The organism is Kitasatospora sp. NPDC057936 (assembly GCF_042887525.1).
Lineage (GTDB): Bacteria > Actinomycetota > Actinomycetes > Streptomycetales > Streptomycetaceae > Kitasatospora.
Map to the genome: position 1 here is coordinate 23329 of NZ_JBHVPD010000026.1, position 19528 is coordinate 42856.

The 19528-nt window shown below is 74.2% G+C and carries 21 protein-coding genes; 4 read left to right on the forward strand and 17 right to left on the reverse strand.

Annotated elements, in window-relative coordinates:
• Positions 1–192: 192 nt before the first annotated feature.
• On the reverse strand, positions 193–579 hold the full coding sequence (locus ACFVU9_RS16400; RefSeq protein ID WP_387593840.1) for a nuclear transport factor 2 family protein: 387 nt from the start codon (positions 577–579) through the stop codon (positions 193–195).
• A 93-nt stretch (positions 580–672) separates the two neighbouring features.
• Positions 673–1365 (reverse strand): GntR family transcriptional regulator, encoded by a 693-nt coding sequence (locus ACFVU9_RS16405; RefSeq protein ID WP_387593842.1) that lies wholly within the window; start codon positions 1363–1365, stop codon positions 673–675.
• Between the two features lie 45 nt (positions 1366–1410).
• Here ACFVU9_RS16405 and ACFVU9_RS16410 point away from each other — a divergent pair, with 45 nt between their 5' ends.
• Both ACFVU9_RS16410 and ACFVU9_RS16415 read left to right on the forward strand, forming a co-directional pair.
• Positions 1411–1833, forward strand: a complete 423-nt coding sequence (locus ACFVU9_RS16410; RefSeq protein ID WP_387593844.1) for a VOC family protein — start codon at positions 1411–1413, stop codon at positions 1831–1833.
• Positions 1830–2627, forward strand: a complete 798-nt coding sequence (locus tag ACFVU9_RS16415; protein WP_387593846.1) for an SDR family NAD(P)-dependent oxidoreductase — start codon at positions 1830–1832, stop codon at positions 2625–2627. The genes ACFVU9_RS16410 and ACFVU9_RS16415 overlap by 4 nt, the downstream gene beginning before the upstream one ends.
• 15 nt (positions 2628–2642) lie before the next feature.
• Here the strand turns inward: ACFVU9_RS16415 and ACFVU9_RS16420 are convergent, their stop codons facing one another.
• From ACFVU9_RS16420 to ACFVU9_RS16430, 3 genes are all read right to left on the reverse strand, one after another.
• Complete coding sequence (locus ACFVU9_RS16420; protein WP_387593847.1) at positions 2643–3161, reverse strand: ferredoxin; 519 nt, start codon at positions 3159–3161, stop codon at positions 2643–2645.
• Positions 3158–4447, reverse strand: a complete 1290-nt coding sequence (locus ACFVU9_RS16425; RefSeq protein WP_387593849.1) for a HEAT repeat domain-containing protein — start codon at positions 4445–4447, stop codon at positions 3158–3160. The genes ACFVU9_RS16420 and ACFVU9_RS16425 overlap by 4 nt, the downstream gene beginning before the upstream one ends.
• Before the next feature lie 124 nt (positions 4448–4571).
• Positions 4572–5249: a TOPRIM nucleotidyl transferase/hydrolase domain-containing protein gene (locus ACFVU9_RS16430; RefSeq protein WP_387593851.1), complete on the reverse strand. Its 678-nt coding sequence runs from the start codon at positions 5247–5249 to the stop codon at positions 4572–4574.
• 184 nt (positions 5250–5433) lie between these two features.
• Here ACFVU9_RS16430 and ACFVU9_RS16435 point away from each other — a divergent pair, with 184 nt between their 5' ends.
• Positions 5434–6228: a GNAT family N-acetyltransferase gene (locus ACFVU9_RS16435; RefSeq protein ID WP_380493275.1), complete on the forward strand. Its 795-nt coding sequence runs from the start codon at positions 5434–5436 to the stop codon at positions 6226–6228.
• A gap of 14 nt (positions 6229–6242) precedes the next feature.
• Here ACFVU9_RS16435 and ACFVU9_RS16440 read toward each other — a convergent pair whose 3' ends face one another.
• The 11 genes from ACFVU9_RS16440 to ACFVU9_RS16490 all read right to left on the reverse strand — a co-directional run bounded on the left by ACFVU9_RS16440 (position 6243) and on the right by ACFVU9_RS16490 (position 17634).
• Positions 6243–7439 (reverse strand): NADase-type glycan-binding domain-containing protein, encoded by a 1197-nt coding sequence (locus tag ACFVU9_RS16440; protein ID WP_387593853.1) that lies wholly within the window; start codon positions 7437–7439, stop codon positions 6243–6245.
• A gap of 3 nt (positions 7440–7442) precedes the next feature.
• Positions 7443–8015 (reverse strand): phage tail protein I, encoded by a 573-nt coding sequence (locus tag ACFVU9_RS16445; protein WP_380438668.1) that lies wholly within the window; start codon positions 8013–8015, stop codon positions 7443–7445.
• A 73-nt stretch (positions 8016–8088) separates the two neighbouring features.
• Positions 8089–10050, reverse strand: coding sequence for a putative baseplate assembly protein (locus ACFVU9_RS16450; RefSeq protein ID WP_380493278.1), 1962 nt, complete (start codon positions 10048–10050; stop codon positions 8089–8091).
• Complete coding sequence (locus tag ACFVU9_RS16455) at positions 10050–10472, reverse strand: GPW/gp25 family protein (RefSeq protein ID WP_380493280.1); 423 nt, start codon at positions 10470–10472, stop codon at positions 10050–10052. The genes ACFVU9_RS16450 and ACFVU9_RS16455 overlap by 1 nt, the downstream gene beginning before the upstream one ends.
• Positions 10469–10780: a PAAR domain-containing protein gene (locus ACFVU9_RS16460; RefSeq protein ID WP_380438662.1), complete on the reverse strand. Its 312-nt coding sequence runs from the start codon at positions 10778–10780 to the stop codon at positions 10469–10471. Before ACFVU9_RS16460 ends, ACFVU9_RS16455 begins: the two co-directional genes overlap by 4 nt.
• Positions 10781–10847: 67 nt before the next feature.
• Positions 10848–12626, reverse strand: coding sequence for a VgrG-related protein (locus tag ACFVU9_RS16465; protein WP_387593856.1), 1779 nt, complete (start codon positions 12624–12626; stop codon positions 10848–10850).
• On the reverse strand, positions 12623–13345 hold the full coding sequence (locus ACFVU9_RS16470) for a LysM peptidoglycan-binding domain-containing protein (RefSeq protein ID WP_380438658.1): 723 nt from the start codon (positions 13343–13345) through the stop codon (positions 12623–12625). Before ACFVU9_RS16470 ends, ACFVU9_RS16465 begins: the two co-directional genes overlap by 4 nt.
• Positions 13346–13388: 43 nt before the next feature.
• Positions 13389–13814 carry a phage tail protein gene (locus ACFVU9_RS16475; RefSeq protein ID WP_380438656.1) on the reverse strand — a complete coding sequence of 142 codons (426 nt, stop codon included), beginning with the start codon at positions 13812–13814 and terminating at the stop codon, positions 13389–13391.
• Positions 13815–13866: 52 nt separating this feature from the next.
• Positions 13867–14418 (reverse strand): hypothetical protein, encoded by a 552-nt coding sequence (locus ACFVU9_RS16480; protein ID WP_387593858.1) that lies wholly within the window; start codon positions 14416–14418, stop codon positions 13867–13869.
• Between the two features lie 2581 nt (positions 14419–16999).
• Positions 17000–17158 carry a DUF6760 family protein gene (locus tag ACFVU9_RS16485; protein ID WP_359971796.1) on the reverse strand — a complete coding sequence of 53 codons (159 nt, stop codon included), beginning with the start codon at positions 17156–17158 and terminating at the stop codon, positions 17000–17002.
• Positions 17155–17634: a hypothetical protein gene (locus ACFVU9_RS16490; RefSeq protein WP_387593860.1), complete on the reverse strand. Its 480-nt coding sequence runs from the start codon at positions 17632–17634 to the stop codon at positions 17155–17157. Before ACFVU9_RS16490 ends, ACFVU9_RS16485 begins: the two co-directional genes overlap by 4 nt.
• Before the next feature lie 175 nt (positions 17635–17809).
• On the opposite strand from ACFVU9_RS16490, the gene ACFVU9_RS16495 reads away from it, so the two are divergent.
• On the forward strand, positions 17810–19033 hold the full coding sequence (locus tag ACFVU9_RS16495) for an RNA-guided endonuclease InsQ/TnpB family protein (protein WP_387593861.1): 1224 nt from the start codon (positions 17810–17812) through the stop codon (positions 19031–19033).
• Positions 19034–19072: 39 nt separating this feature from the next.
• On the opposite strand, the gene ACFVU9_RS16500 is transcribed toward ACFVU9_RS16495, so the two are convergent.
• Positions 19073–19513, reverse strand: coding sequence for a phage tail protein (locus tag ACFVU9_RS16500; protein ID WP_387593863.1), 441 nt, complete (start codon positions 19511–19513; stop codon positions 19073–19075).
• Between the last annotated feature and the right edge of the window lie 15 nt (positions 19514–19528).

The following is a 19528-nucleotide window of genomic DNA, read 5'->3' on the forward strand; positions in this document are numbered from 1 at the left end:
CGGGCGGCACCCACATCCGCGACGTTCGACATCGCGAGATCATCGCGCTGTCCCACCCCGACGTCTCCAGCCAAGCCCCTCTGCCGACGAGACGGCGGCGAGGATCTCGCGGGTGGCAACGGTGTCGGGGTGGTGCGGGCCCAGAACGCGTTCCTGGTCGACGAGAAGCTCTTCCCACAGGGTGCCAGGGGGTCAGTTCTCCAGGGCGCGGGCGATGGGGAGGGTGTCGGAGGTCTGGCGGAGGTGGGTGATGCGGCCGGCGGCGAGGGTGAAGAAGTGGGCGAAGCGGGAGGTGAACTGATTGCCCTTCGTCGTGGTGCCGACGTAGCGGCCGAGAACGATGACCTGGTCGCCGTCCTCGTAGAAGGCGTCGCCGATGCACCGGAACTCGCTGAAGTCGGCGAGGAAGGGGAAGAAGTCGCCGACGATGCGGTCGAGTCCTTCGTGGACGCCGCCGTTGGGGAAGCCCTCCGTCACGTCCCAGCGGGCGTCCGCGGCGACGACGGAGCGGATGACGTCCAGGTCGCCCCGGGCGTCGTAGAAGCGGCGGACGACGTCGATCTGCGGGGAGTGGGACACCGTGGTTCCTCTCGACGGGCCTGCGACTGCCATGCGGGGTACGCGACGGACGTTACCGGCCCGGAGGCCGGCTGGCGGGCGGTTCACGGCACTTCACCCCTGCTCGGCGGCCTCCGGGAGCAGCGCCAGCAGGCTGCGCCGCGCCACGTCCACATGCTCCGCGGCGAGCCGGTCGAGCACGTCCTCCGCGCCGCCCGCCCGGAGCAGCCCGGCGAGTTCGCGGTGCTCGTCGACGACCAGTGCGCGGTACTGGCCGCGGGCGAGGGTCACCCGTTGCAGCTGGAACAGGAACACCTGCGAGCGCACGGCCTGCCAGGCCTCGGTGAGGCGGCGGTTGCCGGCGGCCTCGTAGATCCGGTCGTGGAAGGCCATGTCGAGGGCCAGCAGGCGCGGCACGCCGGCTCCGGCGGCGAGTTCGGCGGCCATCTCGTCGACGAGCCGGTCGAGGGTGTCGAGCTGCTGCGGCGTCGCGCGCCGCATCGCGGTGACGGCGGCCAGGCGGTCGAGGGCGGCGCGGACGCGGTAGACCTCCTCCACGTCGACGGCGGTCGCCTCGACGACGGTGGTCGGGCGGTGCCAGCCCGTGCGGATCAGCCCCTCGCGCTGGAGCTGCGCGAGGCCTTCGCGGACGGCGCCGCGGCTCACGCCCAGCGACTCGGCGAGTTCGACCTCCCGCAGCGGGGCGCCGGGCGGGAAGCGCCCGTCGAAGATCGCGTCGCGCACCGAGTCCGCGCACTCGTCGGCGAGGCCGCGCCGGGCCGCCTTCCGCAGGGGTTCATTCGTCATGTTCGAATGTTGACATCCGGACATGCTGCGGATCAAGGTGGGGTCATGACCCGTCCTGCGTTTCATCTCGCCATCCCGGTCGACGACCTGGCCCGGGCCCGCGCGTTCTACGGCGGTGTGCTCGGCCTCCCGGAGGGCCGCTCGACCGGCCACTGGGTCGACTGGGACTTCCACGGCCACCAGCTGGTGACGCACCTCGTGTCCGGCCCCCGCCCGGACGCCCCCGGACACGGCACCGTGGACGGCCACGCCGTTCCCATGCCGCACTTCGGGCTGGTGCTGGGCACCGACGCGTTCCACGCGCTCGCCGGGCGGCTGACGGAGGCCGGCACCGCGTTCGTCATCGAGCCGACGCTGCGCTTCGCCGGGCAGCCGGCCGAGCAGTGGACGATGTTCCTGCACGACCCGGCCGGGAACGCGCTGGAGTTCAAGGCGTTCCGCGACGAGTCCCGGATGTTCGCCCGATGAGCCCGGCAGGCCAGACAGGCCAGGCGAGCCCGGCGCGGGGCGTGCTGGTCACCGGCGCCTCCCGGGGCATCGGCCGGGCCGTGGCCCACGCCTTCGCCGCCCGGGGCGACCGCGTCGCCGTCCACTACGGTTCGGACGCCGCCCGGGCCGAGGCGACGCTGGCCGCCCTGCCCGGCGAGGGGCACGTCGTCGTCGGCGGCGACCTCGCCGACCCGGACGCGGCCGAGCGGATCGCCGCGACCGCGGAGCGCGCGCTCGGCGGGGTGGACGTCCTGGTCAACAACGCCGCCGTCGCCACCTCGGCGGCCAACGCCCACCCGGTGGCGGAGGTCTCGTACGAGGACTGGCAGCGGGTCTGGCGCCGGATGGTCGACGTCAACCTGCTGGGCGCGGCGAACCTCGGCTACTGCGTCGCCCGCCGCATGATCGCCCGGGGCGCGCCCGGCCGGATCGTCCAGATCGGCTCGCGCGGCGCCTTCCGCGGCGAGCCGGACCACCCCGCGTACGGCGCGAGCAAGGCCGCCCTGCACGCCCTCGGCCAGTCCCTCGCGGTCGCCCTGGCCCCGCACGGCATCGCGGTCACGTCGGTCGCCCCCGGCTTCACCGCCACCGACCGCGTGGCCGACCGCCTGACCGGGCCGTCCGGCCGGGCCCTGCGCGAGCAGAGCCCGTTCGGCCGGGTCGGCACCCCGGAGGAGGTCGCCGCCGCCGTCCTCTACCTCGCCTCCCCGGAGGCGACGTGGGCCTCCGGCACGGTCCTCGACCTCAACGGGGCTTCGCACCTCCGTCTTTGAGCGGTCCGACGGCCGCTACAGCTCCGGCAGCGCTTCGCCGGGCGCGGGGGACCTGCCCTCCTCCAGCCAGTGGAGGTAGATCCGCAGGTCCCCCGCCAGGCCGCCGTCGATGTACGAGCGGTAGTCCCGGACGGCGTCCGCGATGCCCTGCTCGGCCCAGTCGGCCTCGTTCCAGTCCTGCTCGGACAGGTACTCCGTGATCCGGTCGCGGTCACGCCACCACTCGCGGACCGCGTCCGGCGTCCAGTGCGCGTCCCCGTCGCAGCCGTACCCGAGCAACGGATCGCACTCCGCCGCCTCGACCAGCCGGGCCGCCTCCGCCGCCGTCCGGGGCTGCCGGTAGACGTACTCGGCGAGGTACGTGCCCCCGTAGAGGACGTGGTCGGGCGCGGAGAGGCGTCCCGTCCAGCAGTTGTCGGTCTCGGCGCCGTAGAAGGGCCCGGGGACGTTGAGCCAGAGCCGGTCCTCCCAGCGGCCCCGGAACGCCTCGCGGTCCTCGCCGAGGGCCGCCGTGGGATCGAAGTACAGGGTCACGGCGCGAGCATAGGGCCACCCTCCCGACGTGCTCGCGGGGAGGTCGGCCCGGCGGACCTCGCGGCCATCCGCCGCAGTGCCGAGGCGACCTGCCGTCGGATCAGGTCGTCGGGGTCGTGCTCGACCCGTCGCAGGTCGGGCTCCGTCAGCCACCGCCGCCTGATCCCGATGGCGACCGCGGCGTGGCGCGGGACGGGATCGGGGTCGGCGAGGGCCGCGCGGGCCACGGCCGGGGCGCTGGGCGCGTCGAGGCGGGAGAGGTGGCTGATCGCCGCGGCCCGCACGGACGGCGCGGTGTCGTCTCGCAGCGGCAGGACGTCCTCCTCGGTCAGCACCTGGGACTCCTCCAGGGCCTTGAGGGCCGCCTTTCTCACGTCCGGGTCCTCGTCGCGCAGGAGTCGGCGGGCCCGGGCGTGCCAGGACGTCCCCCGTCCGACCAGGGCGCGGACGGCGGTTTCGCGGACCTCGGCGGCCGGATCGGTCAGGGCCCGCTGGAGTACCGGGAGTTCCTCGTCCGGGAGCGCGACGTTCAGGGCTCTGATCGCGGTCGCCCGGACCCCGGGTTCCGGGTCCGCGGTGGCCGTCGCGCGCAGGACGGCTCTGGTCGCGGGGGCGAGGTGCGGGCGTCGCCGGAGGGTCCTGGCGGCGGCCGCGCGCAGGTCGGGGTCCGGGGAATCGGCGAGGGTGTCCGCGAGCGTCGGCTCGGTGCCGGGGAGGGACAGTTCGAAGCCGTGGGTGTCCAGTCCGTCCGCGGTCTCGTCGAGCCAGCGCTCGTACCAGGCGAGGAAGTCGGTGTCGGGGCTGAAGAAGGACTCGCGCCGGGGGTCGAGGTCGATGTTGAGGATCCGGCCGCGGGCCGGGCCGGTGACCACGAGCACGGTCAGGTAGCCGCACCCCTGGCTGGTGATGGCCATGGTGCCGGCGAACGGCGGCCTCGGGCTCCCCAGCCGCTCCCACCAGCCCCGGCCGACCCGGAGGGTCGTGGGGCGCAGCGGGAACGGCCGGGCCAGGTCGCCGGACTTGCTCAACCCGCCCTGGTTCCAGGCCCGGAGCGGCAGCAGCCCGTAGTGCGGCCCGGCGCCGTCGTGGCCCACCTCGGTCAGGAACCGCCGGTACGCCGCAGGGAGCCGGACGCCGTGCTGCGCTTCGAAGGCGGAGACCCGGTCCTCGGTCAGCGGCGGGCCGAGGCGGAAGCCGTGGCGCTCTTCGCCGAAGGACTTCGCGCGGCCCGGCAGGCGGGGAACCCTCGCCAGTTCGGCGGTGATTCTGCGGAGACGTTCATCCACGTCGCGTTGCTTCTCAGGGGAAGGCACACACCCGTCGGGTGGTGCGGGGCCACCGATCATGCCAGGCGCCGGGGCCGCCGCGCCAGGCCCTACGGTCCGGCGGCGGCGCGAACACCGCCGGCGCTCAGCACGTTTCGCGCGCCGGGAGGGCGGCGAACAGCCCGGCGAGCGGGGCGGGCACGCGCTCCGGCGCGAGGGCCTCGACGAGGACGCGGCCGTAGTGGATCTTGCGCCCCTTCTTCGTGCCGAAGAACCGCCGCAGCTGCTGCTGCGCGGTGCGGCTCCGCTGCGCGGGCTGGCGCAGGAACACGTCCAGGGTGCGCGAGTCGCCCTGCTCCCGCACGACTTCGCGCACCGCGTCCACACCCAGCGCGCGGATCAGCTCGTCCTCCAGGTCCGCCGCGCACACGAAGACGTCGTGCGGATCGGCACCGGCCCGCGCCCAGCCGCGGTCGTAGTAGCCGCGCTCCTGCTCGTCGCACAACCCCGTCAGCCGGAGCCCCAGCCCGGCCGGCCCGAGCAGCGCGGCGAACCGCCCCACGCTCATCGCCCCGCCCATCGCCAGGACGCAGACCCCCTCCCCCGCGAGGTCCCGCCCCCGGCCGGCGGCCAGCGCGTCGACGGCGGCGACATCACTCGGTCCTTCGAGCAGCACGGCCGCCCGGACGGACAACCGCCCGGCCAGCTCCCGGGCCTGTTCCGCACCCGGCCCACCGGCCGCCCACGCGACGACCGCGTCGCGGAACGCCGTCATGCCCGCCGCCACGTCCCCCGCCGAACTCCCATGACCCGCTGCGCTCATGGCCGCATCCAAGCAGAAGAAGCAGGGGACGACCGCGGATTTTCCGGCGCCGGACGCGGCGTCGTGCCGGAGCGAGAGCCCTCCGATCAGCGACGAGGCCGCGGTGCGGGCGGAGCGGAGCAGATGGGCGCCGACCGGCGGAAATGCGTTGGCGCGCCCGTCGGCGCCGTGCTGGAGTGGGCGGATGGATCATGGAGAACTGCTCGCCCTGTTCGACCGCCGGCTGCGACGTGAGGCGAAGCCCGACAGCGCCGGTGCCCGGATCGAACGGGACGGCGGCGTCCTCCGGCAGGTCGGCGCACCGCACGACTGGAACGGCGTGCTCTGGTCGGACCTCGACGAGGCCGGCGCGGACGCGGCGATCGCCGCACAGGTGCGCTACTTCACCGCGCGGGGGCTCGAGTTCGAGTGGAAGGCGTACGCACACGACCGGCCCGACGACCTCGGGCGGCGGTTGCGGGCCGCCGGGTTCACGCCGGAGCCGGAGGAGGCGGTCATGGTCGCCGCCATCGCGGACCTGCCCACCGATGCCGCGCTGCCCGACGGCGTGCACCTGCGCCAGGTGACCGACGCCGCCGGGGTGGACCTCGTCGCCGAGGTCCACGAGCAGGCGTTCGGCACCAGCAGCGCCCGGCTGCGGCAGCGGCTGCTCGACCGGCTCGACCGGAACCCCGGGACGGTCGGCACGGTGGTCGCGATGGCCGGCGAAGTGCCGGTGTGCTCGGCGCGGATGGAGCTGTACCCGGGCACCGAGTTCGCGGGCCTCTGGGGCGGCGGCACGGTCGCCGCCTGGCGGGGCCGGGGCATCTACCGGGCCCTGGTCGCCCACCGCGCCCGGATCGCCGCCGACCTCGGCTACCGCTACCTCCAGGTCGACGCGAGCGACCAGAGCCGGCCCATCCTCCAGCGCCTCGGGTTCGCGGTTCTCAGCACCACGACCCCGTACGTCCACCAGGCCGGGCACGACGGCGGGGCATAGGCGGGCGAACGGGCTCAGGCGCGCTTGAAGAACTCCACCTCCGCCAGGGCGATGGGACGGCCGGGGGCGGTTCCGGCGGCCTCCTGGACGGTGAGCCTCACCTGGGTGACGTCGCTGATCCCGGTCGCCACGGTCTGCGGTCCCGGCTGGTCGTTGAGCGTGACCTGCCGGCGGTGCACGGTGCCGTCCGACGAGGTGACGTCCATGGCCAGGACGAGGGGGCGGGCCTGCTCCTGGAAGTGCTGCGGGTCCGCGGTGCCGCCGGTGTGGACGATCAGGTCGACGAGCCGGTACGGGGTGCGGAAGTCGAAGGTGATGGAGTCCCCGACCGCGGGTGCTCCCCAGTAGGTGTTGGTGAGGCCGTCGTCGGCGGCCGTCGCCGGGTGGCCCTCGACGGCGGCGCTCGCCGTGGTGCGGGAGGGGGCGATCGCGGCGGTGCTGCCGAGCTTGTCCCGCACGTCCTCGAAGGCCCGCCGGCCCGCCGGGTACAGCAGGATCGCCGCGATCACGAGCGCGGCCAGGGCGAGCAGCGCGATGGTGCGGCGCAGCGCGTTGCCCGAGCCGCCGATCCGCGTCCGGCGGCGGAACGGCCAGCGGGTGCGCCACCAGGGCAGCTTCGGTGCGGCCGCGGTCGGGGTCAGCGGTGCGGCGCAGCGGCGGCAGAAGCGGCGGTCGGGCAGGTTGGGCGTGCCGCAGCGGGGGCAGGGCGGGCCGTCGGGGGGCTCGTCGGCTGCGGAGGGGCGGACGACGGGGCGGGCCGGGAGGGGTTTGGCGGGCTCGACGGCGACCGGGTCGGCTTGCGGAGCAGGGGCAGGGGCCGGGGCCGGGGCCGGGACAGCGGGAGCGGGGTCCGACGTCGATGCGCGCTTCGGTTCGACGGTCGGCGACGGTTCGGGGGCGGGGACGGGTTCGGGGACCGGCAGCGGCGCCTCCGCCTGCGGGGCGGGCGGCTGCTCCCTCCTCGCGCGCGTCACCCGTCGCGACACCGCCCGCCAGGTGGATTCGGTGTGGGCCGTCTCGGGCTCAGCGGGCGCAGGCCCGGGTGAAGGCTCGGACTCGGCCTTCGCGGGCCCGGGCCCAGGCGCGGGCCTCGCCGTCGAAGGCGCGGGCTTCGCCGCGGCGCTGCGCGACCAGCCCAGGTACGCACCGCAGTTGCCGCAGAAGTCGTCGCCCTCTCCGTTGGCCGTCCCGCACTCGGGGCACACCGGCATCCGTCAGCCCTCCGCTCGTCCGGGCAGCCCCGGCGGACCGGGCAGGATCTCCACCCGGCAGTTCAGGTGGACCGGGCAGCCGGCCCTGACGACGGCCAGCACCTGCTCCGCGTCCGGTTCCGGTCCGTTCAGGGGCCAGACCCGGACGAGCACCTCACCGCCCCCGCCGGGCGGCAGGGCGGCGCCGGGAGCGGTCGACCAGGAGACGCCGCCGCCGTCCGTGATCTCGGCGCCGGCGCCCAGCACCAGCCGCAGCCGCTCGACGAGCCCGCGCCGGGTGCCGCGCCAGCGGTGGAGCTCCATCGCGCGCCCGACCACCGCGCGGCGCACCTCGTCCGGCCAGGCCGGGTCGACGTCCACCGCGACCCAGGTCGCCAGCCAGTCGAGGAAGTCGGCCGGCGCGAGGCGGGGCCGGAAGTAGGCGGGCAGGTTGTCCAGCGTCGCGAAGACGGGGGCGAGGACGGTGTCCAGGCCGGCCGTGAAGCGCTGGGCGAGGTCGTCGTCGGCGAAGAGGGCGGGCAGCAGTTCGCCGATGGGGTGCGGGCTCGGCAGACCCGGGACGGCGGCACGCGTCATGCGTCCGCCTCGCTCCGCTCGGCAGGGGCCTCGACCCGTGCGCACCTTCTGATGACGAGCTCGCTGCGCTCACTCATGACGCACCGCCGTCGGAGGCCACCGCCGTGACCACCACCTGGTGCTGGTGGGAGAAGACCAGCGCGTCCGCCGGCACCTCGACCCGCTCGGCGGGCGCGCCCCGGCGGCCGGTGATGGGGTCGGCGGGGAAGAGCCGCAGCTCCTCCACGCCCGTGACGGCGGCCACCCGCTGGAGCACGGCGAACACCTCCCCGTACTGCACCGCCCGCCCGAACGGCCAGCCCGTGCCGTCGGCGCCGCCGCGCAGCGGGTTGAGGTACCGGTACAGCGTGGCGAGCACCGCGTCCCGGACGCGGTCGGGATCCGCGGAGCGGGTCGTGAGCCGGGCCACCACCGTGACGCCCTGGTAGGTCGGTGGCTGCACGGCGACCCGGGTGCCGATCAGCCGCCGTTCGTCGAGGGCCGACGCGACGGCGGCCAGGACCTGTTCGTCGGGGATCAGTTGCTCGAAGCGCAGCCGGTCGCCGTCGTCGGCGACCGCGTCGGGCACCACCAGCACGCGGACCGCACCCGCCTCGCCACCGCCGGGCACGCAGGTGATCCGGGCGGCGGACGGCGCGGCCTGGCGGGCGATCAGCTCGTAGTCCCCGGCGGTGACGGCGCGTTCCTGGAGCCGCAGCTGGTGCGGGGCGCGCAGTTTGGCGTTCTCGACGGTCTCGCCGTCCACGCCGCCCCTGGCCGCCTCGCGGTTGTCCACCCGGGCGATGTACGGGACGGAGCTGCGCAGCACGGTGATCGTGCCGCGGGCGACGTTGCCGGCCGTCCCGCCGCCGGTGCGGTAGTGCGGGACCCGGAGGTGGGCGCCCTTGGGCGGCACCGCGCCGAAGGAGCGGAGGGTGCCGTCGGGTTCCCGGACGGCGGGCGGGAAGAGGAACTCGCCGGTGGTCGCGTCGAGCACCACGTGCCGGTCGGCCGGTGCGGAGTCGCCGAAGTGCTCGACGACCGTCCAGCGCTGCCAGCCGTCGCCGGCCGAGGCCTCGACGACGGGCGGTTCGCCGTCGAGCAGGACCGGCGGCCGGGCGAGCCGGAAGTGCTGGCCGGCGACGCCTTCGGAGGTGCCGAGCGACGCGCCGGTGACGGTCTGGGCGTGGACGGCGGTCGCGGTGCCGCCGACGGTGAACACCTCGGCCCGGCGGACGGTCGGCGACTCCGAGTAGAACGGCTGGCCGGGCCGGGGCTCGGTGACGCGGCAGCGCAGCCACGCGGCCCGGCGCCCGGCGACGACCGACGCGGTGTGTCCGGCGGGCACGAACACCACCACCTCGCCGGGCCGGTTGAGGCCGCCGGTGGTGTCGGTGCCGGTCTCGCAGGCGCTCCAGCGCGCGCCGTCCCACACCTCCCAGGCCAGCGGCGGCTGGCGCGGGTCGACGCCGACGCCCTCCACCCGGCTGTCGAGCCGGACGACCAGGATGCAGCGGGGCACGACGGCGGGCAGCGCGAAGAGCATCGCGTCGCCGACCTCGGGGCGCGGCTGGAAGCACGGCACGTCCGTCCCGTCGGCCAGCCGGTCCGTGGCGTCGGACTGTTCCCCGGAGGCGGAGAGGGTGACCAGGCGCTCCAGCGCGCTGGGGACGATCGGGAGGTCCTCGGCGGTGGAGAAGACCACGGCCTCGTCGGTCTCGGTGCGCAGCGTGGAGACCTCGGTGCCGGCCCGCAGGAGCACCGTCTCGGGCTGCGCGGCGGAGAGCCAGAAGTCGACGTCGGCGCGGGCGGCCGCGGGCGGGAAGAGCCGGATGCCGAGCAGGTCGAGGAAGGCGGAGTAGTTCTTCTCGGGCACCCGGTTGAGCCGGTAGAGCAGGTGGTCGACGAGGTAGGCGAAGGTCTCGATGAGGGTGACGCCGGGGTCGGAGACGTTGTGGTCGGTCCACTCGGGGGCGCGCTGCTGGACGTACCGCTTGGCCTCGTCGACGAGTTGCTGGAAGCGGCGGTCGTCCAGGTTCGGGGAGGGCAGGGCCATCAGCGCACGCTCCCGTCGACGGACGTGGGTGACTCCGGGATGGTGTAGAAGGGGAAGACGAGGTTGCGGCGGTCGTTGGTGGCGCGCACGGTGTAGTGGACGTCGATGTAGAGCGTGCCCTCGTCGACGCTGTCGAAGGCGATCGCGACGTCGTCGACCTCGATCCGCGGTTCCCAGCGTTCGAGGGCGATGCGCACCTCGCGGGCGATCCGTCCGGCGGTGGTGCTGTCGCCGGGGGCGAACACGTACTCGTGGATGCCGCAGCCGAATTCCGGGCGCATCGGCCGCTCGCCGGGGGCGGTGCCGAGGATCAGCCGGATCGCCTCGGCGAGCTCCCGGTCGCGGTCGACCATGCCGATGCCGCCGGTGGCGTTCACGCGCAGCGGGAAGGCCCAGCCCCGGCCGATGAAGTTGCCGGTCATGCGACGCCTCCGATCAGGACGTTGAACGCGCCGGCGATGACGGCGGCGCCGCAGGTCGTCTTGTCGCCCATGCGGGCCGCGGGCAGGCCGCCGATGAGGACCACTCCCCTGGTCACCGTGCCGAGTTGGGGCTCGACGACGTTGGCGGGGCCCATCTCCACGTGCGGGACGCAGGCGTGCAGGCTGCCGACCACGGCGGCGGGCCGGCCGCCGATCAGCACGGTCTCCACGGCGATGGCGCCCGGCGGCGGGGTGGCGAGGACGCCGCCGTGATCGGTGGGGTCGCCGGTCCGGGCTGCGGGGGGCATGTGCGGTCTCCAATCCGAGGGTGCCCGACGGGATCCGGCGGGCCTGTTTACTGACCATGACGTTCCGTCAGTTGATGCGCACGAACGCCCCCTTGAGGACCGCTTCGGCCCCGCCGTCCACCGTGACGGCCGTCGTCCCGCGGACGGTCACCGATCCGCCGCGCACGTTCACCTCTCCGGTGCCCGCGTCGAGGGTGATGCCGGAGGAGGAGAGGCGGACCGTGCTTCCCCCCGCGCCGCCCACGCCGTGGACGGTGAGCACGATCTCGCCGTTCTGCTGGTCCAGCTTGACCTCCAGCTTCCCGTCCCCGCTCGCCAGTCGGACCCCGGACGTGCCGCCCGGCACGTCCAGCAGCTCCAGGCGGTGGCCCGAACGGGACACGACGGAGCGGCGGTTGACCGTCCCGGCGGCGGCGTCGACGAGCGGCACGTCGTGCGGCGAGGGCCGGTCCACGCCGTTGTAGAGTCCGCCGAGCACGTAGGGGCTGTCCAGGTCGCCCTGTTCGAAGCCGACCAGCACCTCGTCGTTGACCTCGGGGCTCACCACGCCGCCGCCCCCGTGGCCGCCCCACTGCACGGTGCGCACCCAGTCGGACACGTAACTGTCGTCCAGCCAGGGGAACTTCAGCTTCACCCAGCCGCGCCGCCCGTCGCCCGGCTCGCGGACGTCGGTGACCACCGCGACGGCCAGGCCCGGCATCCGCGGCCCGCGCGGCGGCGCGTTGCCGCCGGTGGCCAGCCCGGCCAGGGAGCGGTCGGGCGACGCGCTGACGACGACGGTGGTCCGGTAGCCGCGGAACGGTTCGACGAGGTGGCGCACCCCGGTGGCGGTGTAGCGGCCGGAGAAGGCGGCGCCGACGTTCCCCAGGGCGACCGCGGTGCCCGCCCGCAGCCGCGGATTGCCCTCGACGACCGCCTCCAGCTCGCCGAAGCCGGCGGCCACCGAGGCGGCCAGCGAGCGCGCCGCGGCCGTCGTCTCCGCCTGGGTGCGGTACGGGGTGTCGGCGACGGTCAGCCGGGCCGGGCCCGCGAAGGCGGACGCGGCCACCGAGGGGCTCAGGCCCGGCTGCACCGTCAGGGAGGTCACCGACGGCTCGGCGGCGACCAGCGCGCTCTTGGTCGTCACGTTCCAGCCGCGCGCCTCGACGGTGTCCGCGCCCGCGCCGCCCGTCAGCACGCCGCGCAGCTCCAGCAGGTTGCGGCCGTACTCCAGGACCAGCGGGCTCTGCGGCGCCGGCGTGGAGGGCGCCGGCGCGCCGGACGCGGGCTCGGGCTTGACGAACTCCAGCCGCCCGTCGTCATCGGCCCGCACCTGCGCGCCGCTCTCCAGCGCCAGGAACTGGAGGAACTCCCAGTCCGGGACGTTCGCCTGGGAGAGCTGCTGGTGGACGACCGGGAAGGAGTCCACCCGCCCGCAGGTCAGGCCCGCGCCCGCGGCGACCTCGCGGACGATGTCGGCGGTCGTCATGTTCCGGAACGCCTTCACCCGGCGCCCGCGCATCAGCCGGTGCGTGACCGCCGACGCCCGCACCACGGTGTACGAGCCGGTGGTGTCCACCTCCAGCTCCAGCGCCGTCACCTCGCCGGTGAACAGCCGCACCTGGGTGTGCCCCTGCACGGTGACCACCGACACCCGCACCTTCGTGCCGATGGTGATCCCGGTCGCGGTGAGGAACATGTGGTCGGCGTCCCGGAAGGTCAGGACGGCGGTGTCGGGCAGGCCGACGCTCTCCTCGATGTCGCAGGACACCAGCTGCGCCGCCCACGCCGGCGGCAGCGGCCCCGGCGCCTCGACGACGGGATCCGCGGCGAACGGGCGGCCGCCCCGGGCCTCGGGGGTCGTCACGCGCGCCCTCCCCGGGTGAGTTCGTCGATCCCCGGCACGATCAGCTCCGCGCCGGGGACGAGGACCAGCGGATCGTCGATGTCGTTGGCCTCCGCGATCGTGCGCCAGGCCGTCGCGTCCCCGTAGGCGCGCCAGGCGAGCAGCGGCAGCGTGTCGCCCGCGATCACCCGGTGGGTGCTGCGCGCCTCCGGCGAGCCCGAGGTCGGGTTCTGGCCGGCCGGGTCGACGCTGGCCTCGTCGATCGTGAGCGAGCAGACCGCGCGCAGCGGATTGCCGTCGACATCGAAGAGCGTGTAGGTGACGGAGAGGCCGGTCAGCACCCCGTTGAACGAGGTCGTCTTCAACGTGCCCCAGTCCAGCCGGATCCACGGGCTGGCCGGCGTCTTGCGCGCCAGGCTCGTCGGGGTGGGCACGCACGCCGTCATCAGCTGCTCCACCGCCCGTTCCACCGAGTTGTCGTGCGTCGCCGTCGAGTCGAGGAACACGTCGAGGGAGAGCGACCGCGGCCCGCTGCCGACGAACTCCGGCAGCGCCGACTGGCCCGCCATCCGGGACGGCGTGCGCCGCCACTCCGTCGTCTTGCGCAGCACCAGGGTCGCCGGGTTGAACTGCAGCGGAAGCCGCGCGATCGCCCCTCCGGGCTGGGCGCCGACCGCGGACGGGGGCTCCATGATGGTCAGTTGGGCCCGGGTGACGCTCGCGGGGACCGCGGGGGACATCCTTGCTGCTCCTCTGGTGGACGGGACGGGTTCGGGCCGCGTGTCAGGACGGGCGCAGGCCCGCGTGGGCGATCTCCAGGGTCTCCATCGCGGCCTGCGAGTTGGAAGGGTCGAAGGACGGGCCCTCCCACCGCACCGGGACGATCCCGAGCACCTGCCAGCCCACGATCCGGCTCAGGTCCGGCCGCAGCGCCACGATCTCGCCGTCCTTCGGCTCGACCCTCCGGACGATCTCCCCCAGCCAGCGCGCGATCTTCGCGGTGTCCGCGGTGACCGCGCGGGTCAGCGTGATGTTCGACCAGGTGATCCGGCCCGGCAGCTGCCACGCGAACCCGTTGTTGCCGCCCTCCGCGTACTGCTCGATCTCCACCTGCGCGCCGAGCCCCGAGCAGGTGGCGAAGTCGCCCAGGTCGTTGCCGCCGATGGTCAGGCTGAAGAACACGCTGCTCGCGAAGATGTTGTCGGTCATCGGTCCGTTCCCTGTTTGCTTCCGGCGATCTGCTTCCTGCTGCCGTACCCGCTCAGCGGCGCATGTCGTACGGCCTCCCGGCGCGCTCCCTGCCCCTGCGCAGCTCGGTGCGCAGCAGGCGGCCCACCGGTTCGACGAGGCGCCGGGCCAGGTCGTCGAGGTCGGCGGTGCCCGAGGTGGTCGTCTCGGGTGGGGCCGCTTGGGACGACGGGGGTGAAGGCGCCTGGGCGGTGGTCGGCTTCCGCGCCGGCACGGCGGTCAGCGGCACCCCGGACAGACCCGCCTGCCCGGCCACCCGTTGGAGCGCTTGCGCCGAGACGGGCGACGGGGGCGCGGCCGACAGGGTGCGCTGCACGACGGGCGGAGGCGGCGCTGCGGGCGGCTGCGCCGGGGACGGCTGCGGGATCCGGGCGATCGAGGGCAACCGCTGGAGCGCCGGGGCCGCGACGGGCGCGGGCCGGACCAGCGGGAGGCGCCGGCCGGTCACCGCGGCGGACGACGGACCGAGGTCGGTGCGGGTCGGTCGCGGTGCGGGGGCGGGTTCGCGGGTGTTCGTGGCGGTGCTCGGCGGGAGCGCCGCAGGTGTGCCTGCGACCGGAGCCACAACGGGAAGCGTCGAACTCCCCGGTGGCGCCAGCCGATCGTCACCGTGCTCCGGCGAGCGCGCGGAGCCCGATCGTTGCACAGCCGTCGAGCCGCCGGGCACGTCCGAACTCCGTTGCGGCAGCGGGCGAACAGTGGCGCTCGACCTCGACGAACCCCGGGAGCGCAGACGTTGAACCGCCGCCACGACCCCGCGCCCACCTGACGGCCGGCCCGGATCGGCCGCGCCATCCGCCGCCCTCCGGCCGCCCGGCATCGCCGTTTCGCCGGGAGCCCCGGCCGAGGCCGAACGCTCCCAGGGCAAAGGGCGACCGACCGGCACGCGTTCCTCTCTGTCCTCCCCCGACGAACCCCGCGACCGCGAGCGCTGCACGGCCTCCGCGTCACCTCGCCTCACCGAACTCGCCTGCGAGGAGGGTCGATTGGTCCCGCCGTCCGCGAAATCCGCCGCCCGGCCCTCGGCCCGCGCCTTGAGCGCATGGGGCCAGGTCGCCGGAACCACCGGCGGGGCGGGCGTTGCCGCGGTAGCGGCGGGAGTGCTGCCGCCAGCCGTCGCCGACGACCCGGCGAGGGCGGTGGTCATGCGGTGAATGCTGAGCAACCCTCGCCTGGGGCTGGCGAGTTCGGCGTACCGCTGCACAGCACGACCGCCGCCGACCGGACGCACCGGAACCACGACGGGAGCCGCATCACCGGGCCGGGGCGCAGAACCCTGCCTCGGCAGCGCGGTCGCCCCGTCCGCCGGCCGGCCGTCGCGGCCTTCCCCTCGTTCGCCAACGCTCCCACCAGGGAGTCCTGTTGCCCCCTGCGCGCCCTCGACGGCGCGCTGAACGGGCATCCCTTCGCCGTTCGCCGACGTGCCCGGTTCCCGTGCCGTCCCCGCACCGGAACCCATGACCCGCCGAACCGGCCGTCGCTCGCCGAGCAGCGGAGCGGTGCCGCCGGGCGGTGTGCCCTGCACGTCCGCTGTCCCGCTCTCCCGCCCGGCAGCCCGTCGCCCAACGGCCCCAGCCGCCGTCGGCGGCAAGGCGTCGAGGGGCGCACCCAGGCCCCCACGCGTACGGACGGAGGTGCCGTCGCGCCACGTCCGTCCTGTCGGCGCCTCGGCCGGCACACGCTGCACGGGCGTGTCACTGGTGGAGTCACGCGGAGTCGGAGACGGCGCCGGGCCGCCCCGATCGGGTGCCTCGGACGGCACACGCTGCACGGGCACCTCACCGACGGACCCACGCCGAGACGAAGACGGCGCCGGGCCGCCCCGATCGGGTGCCTCGGACGGCACACGCTGCACGGGCACCTCACCGACGGACCCACGCCGAGACGGAGACGGCGCCGGATCACCCCGATCCGGCGCCTCGGCGGGCACACGCTGCACAGGCGCGTCACTGGCAGACCCACGCTGCGCACCAGAAGACGCCCGACCGCCCCGGGCAGGCGCATCAGCGGGCCGGGACCGCCCGGCCGGCGCCTCGGACGACGCACGCTGCACGGGCGCAGCACCGACGGACCCACGCTGAGTGCGGGACGGCCCCGGGTTGCCCCGATCAGACGCCTCGGCGGGTGCGCCCGCCACAGGGCCTGCCGTATCGGCGGGGACCACGGGCATGGCCGGCACACCCGATGCAGCCTGCGGAGCGGCAGGGGCCAAAGGTGCGGCACTCGCGGGCAGCGCCGCCATGGGCTCGCCGAGAACCGGGCGGGTAGCCCCACCCTCGCCCGGCGCGACGGCGGCACGCTGGACCGGCCGTTCGGCCTGCCCTTCCGGCGCCGGCGCGGGGCGAGGAGTAGCCTCGCCGTCCACAGCCGCCACGGGTCGCGATCCGCCCACACCCTGGCTTGACGGCTCGACAACGGTTTCCGGCGTCCTGTCCGAATCGCGCACGACCGCAACGGGCCGCACCGACAGGCCACGGGGACGCCGCGCCACCGTCAGCGCTTCACCGACGGGACGCAGCCGCACCGCACCGCCGACATCGTTCCCACGCTCGGGTGCAGCCACCGCACCCGGCACAGGCGTGCCCGCCGTCGGCGCAACCGACTCCGGTGCACCCGGCACCGGCCCGGACGTCGACACGCCATCACCGTCAGCGCCCACCGAGCCGGCCGGCCGCTGCGGCGAACGCGCGCGCTGCACCGCCCGCACGCGAAGCCTCCGCACCGCGACAGCACGCTGAACCGGCCGGACCTCCCCCGGCTGCCCCGGCTCCGCCGCCCCACCCTCGCCCCACACGTCCGGCAGCACGAGCGCGTCCCCGCCCTCGACCGTCGAGGGGGAGCCCGGTACCGCCACCGCTCGCAGGATCCCCACCGGAGCGCCCGGCAGGACGGCGTGCCCGAGCGGCCCGCACAGCGAGGGATCCTGCCAAGCGGCCAGCCTGGAACGGAAGTTCAGCCCGTCACTGACGCCACGCGCCGCGCCGTCCAGGGTCGGGACCAACGGCGCCACCTCGCGCCACCCCCCGTCCCCCGACGCCGGACGCCGCCGCTCGACACCACCACCAGCGGGGACGACGACCTCCGCGCCCCCTTCGGCACCTTCGCCCCGCCGCCGGCCGAGCCAGTCCCGCAGCCCCATCCGCCGCTCACCCACCCTCGCTGATCCGGGTGTTGAGCCGCGCGATCTCGCGCACCCACTGCCGGCGCTCGTGATGGGTCAGGTCGAGGATGTCCTCGCGCTGCCAGTGGAAGTGGTAGGCGATGTACGCGATCTCCTCGTGCAGCCGAGCAGGCGCGTACGTCACGATTCCCCCAGGCGCCCACCGGCGAGGTCGACTTCGAAGGCGCCGTCGCAGTGCGGGCAGGTCACGGCGGCGCGGGTGTGGCCCTCGCTGTTGACGCGCTGGTAGAGGTCCTGGAGGAACGCCACGTCGGTGGCGTACATCCGCTCGACGACGCCGGCGTGCACGTCGGTGATGTCGCCCAGCCGCGTGATGACGTGGCTGAGCAGCACGACGCTCAGGTAGGCCGGGTTCTCCTTGACCCGCAGGTCGATCTGCGGCATCAGTTCGTCGCGGGCGGTGGCCCGGCGCATGGCGCCGTACCGGTGGACGGTGCCCTCGTCGTCGACGTACCCGAGCGGCAGCTCGAACTCGAACTCGGTGTGCGGCGCCCGCGCCCGCGGACCGGCGGGTCCCGGGGCCTGCTGCTGCGGCTCGCTGTTCTGCTGGGCGGCGGGCGCCCGTTCCAGCAGTTCGTCCAGACCGATCTTCCGCCTCACCAAATCTCTCCCTGGATGCTCCCGGTGCCAGCCGGGAGAGCTGGGGGGCCCTCCGCCCGGAGAAATGGGGAAGGTTCATGATTCAGAGCCGCGCAGCGGCGGGTTTCTCTGCGCATCTGTTCTGGCCTGCGCTCTCTTTCATTCATTGTCAGTGGGTGCTGTTAGGTTGCGGATCATGACGACAGCGGCGATGATCGAAGGTCCCGGATACGCCCGGTACACCTACCGGCTTCGCGTGTCGTCCTCCGCGTCCGCCCTGCTGGAAGCGGAGTGGGGCCGGTGCCGTTGGGTCTGGAACGAATGCGTCCACACGTCTCGCAAGATCCACCTACACAACCGGGCCGACTCCGAGAGCAGGCGCACCTGCGGGCCGGCGGACCTGGACAAGCTCCTGACCGAGGCGCGCGTCGCGATGGCGTGGCTGCGTGACGGGGCGTCGGTACCGCAGCAGCAGGTCATCCGGGATTTCGGCAAGTCGAGAGCCAAGGCGATGAAGGACATCAAGGCGATGCTGCCGATGCGTCAGCGCGCCGGGTTGCCGAAGCCGAAACGCAAGCGCGAGGCGCTCGCGTCGCTCAACTACACTCGACGCGGATTCCGGATCAAGGACGGCCGGCTGCACCTGGCCGGCGGCATCGTGCTGACCGTGGTCTGGTCCCGCGAGCTGCCTTCCGACCCATCCAGTGTGCGGATCCACCGTGACGCTGTCGGGCATTGGTGGGCTTCCTTCGTCGTCCTCACCCAGCCCGAGCCGCTGCCCGCCATCGGCCGCGCCATCGGAATCGACTGGGGCGTCAAGGAGATCGCAACCACGACCAGCGATGCCCACGACCTTCCCCATCCTCAGTACGGGGAAAGCGCCGCGCGGAAACTCGCGCACTACCAGCGGCAGATGGCCCGGAGACGGCAGCCGAAGGGGAAGGCACAGACGAAAGGCTACCGAAAGGCCCAACGACAGGCCGCCAAGGTCCACAAGAAGATCGCGAACCAGCGGCAGGACACGGCCCGAAAGTGGGCCAAGTCGGTTGTACACGACCATGACGCGATCGCGGTGGAGGACTTCCGGCCGAAGTTCCTTGCCAAGACCACTATGGCCAACAAGGCGGCCGACGCCGTGATCGGCGCCACGAAGGCGGCGTTGGTCGAGATGGCGCGGAAGCACGGACGGACCGTTCATCCGGTCAACCCTGCGCACACCACGATGGACTGCGCGCACTGCGGTGTGAGAGCCAAACACCGCCTCCCCCTCTCTGAGAGGATCTACTCGTGCACCGCGTGCGGAGTCGTGTCGCCTCGCGACAAGAACTCCGCCCGCGTGATGCTCGTCCGGGCTGGTCTGAACCCGGCTGGTGTTGATCGCGGAAGACCTGAACGTCCGCAGGACGATCGGGCAGCGTGAGCCAGGAATCCCCCCTCCCTCCGTGGGAGGGGGAGCATGTCAATCGACCGAGATCTCCTCGAACACGATGGTCACGGTCTCCGTCGCCGGGCTCGATTCACCCGCGCTGAGCGTGGGGCCCTCCCAGCGGCTGGCCCAGGCGTTGTTGAGGTGGATGCGGCGCAGGGTGGCGCCGGTGGTGTCCTTGACCTCGATGGTGAGGTTCTGGCGCGCGGTGTTGATCGCCCCGTTGTTGAGGGTCTCCTTGATCCACTCGGAGAACGTGCTGCTCTTGTCGAGGCCGCGGGTGATCGTCACCTCGCCGGGCAGCCGCGCACCGGGCTGCTTGCGGACGATGAGTTTGCCCTCCTGGGTCACCTGCTTGTACTCGACGACGTCCTGCTCGACCGTGAGGTTGCTGACCTCCTTGACCGACTCGACGTTGTAGCCGCCGAGTTGGACGCCGAATATGTGTGTGGAGAGCGGATCGCCTTCAGCCATGGCGTGCTGTCACCT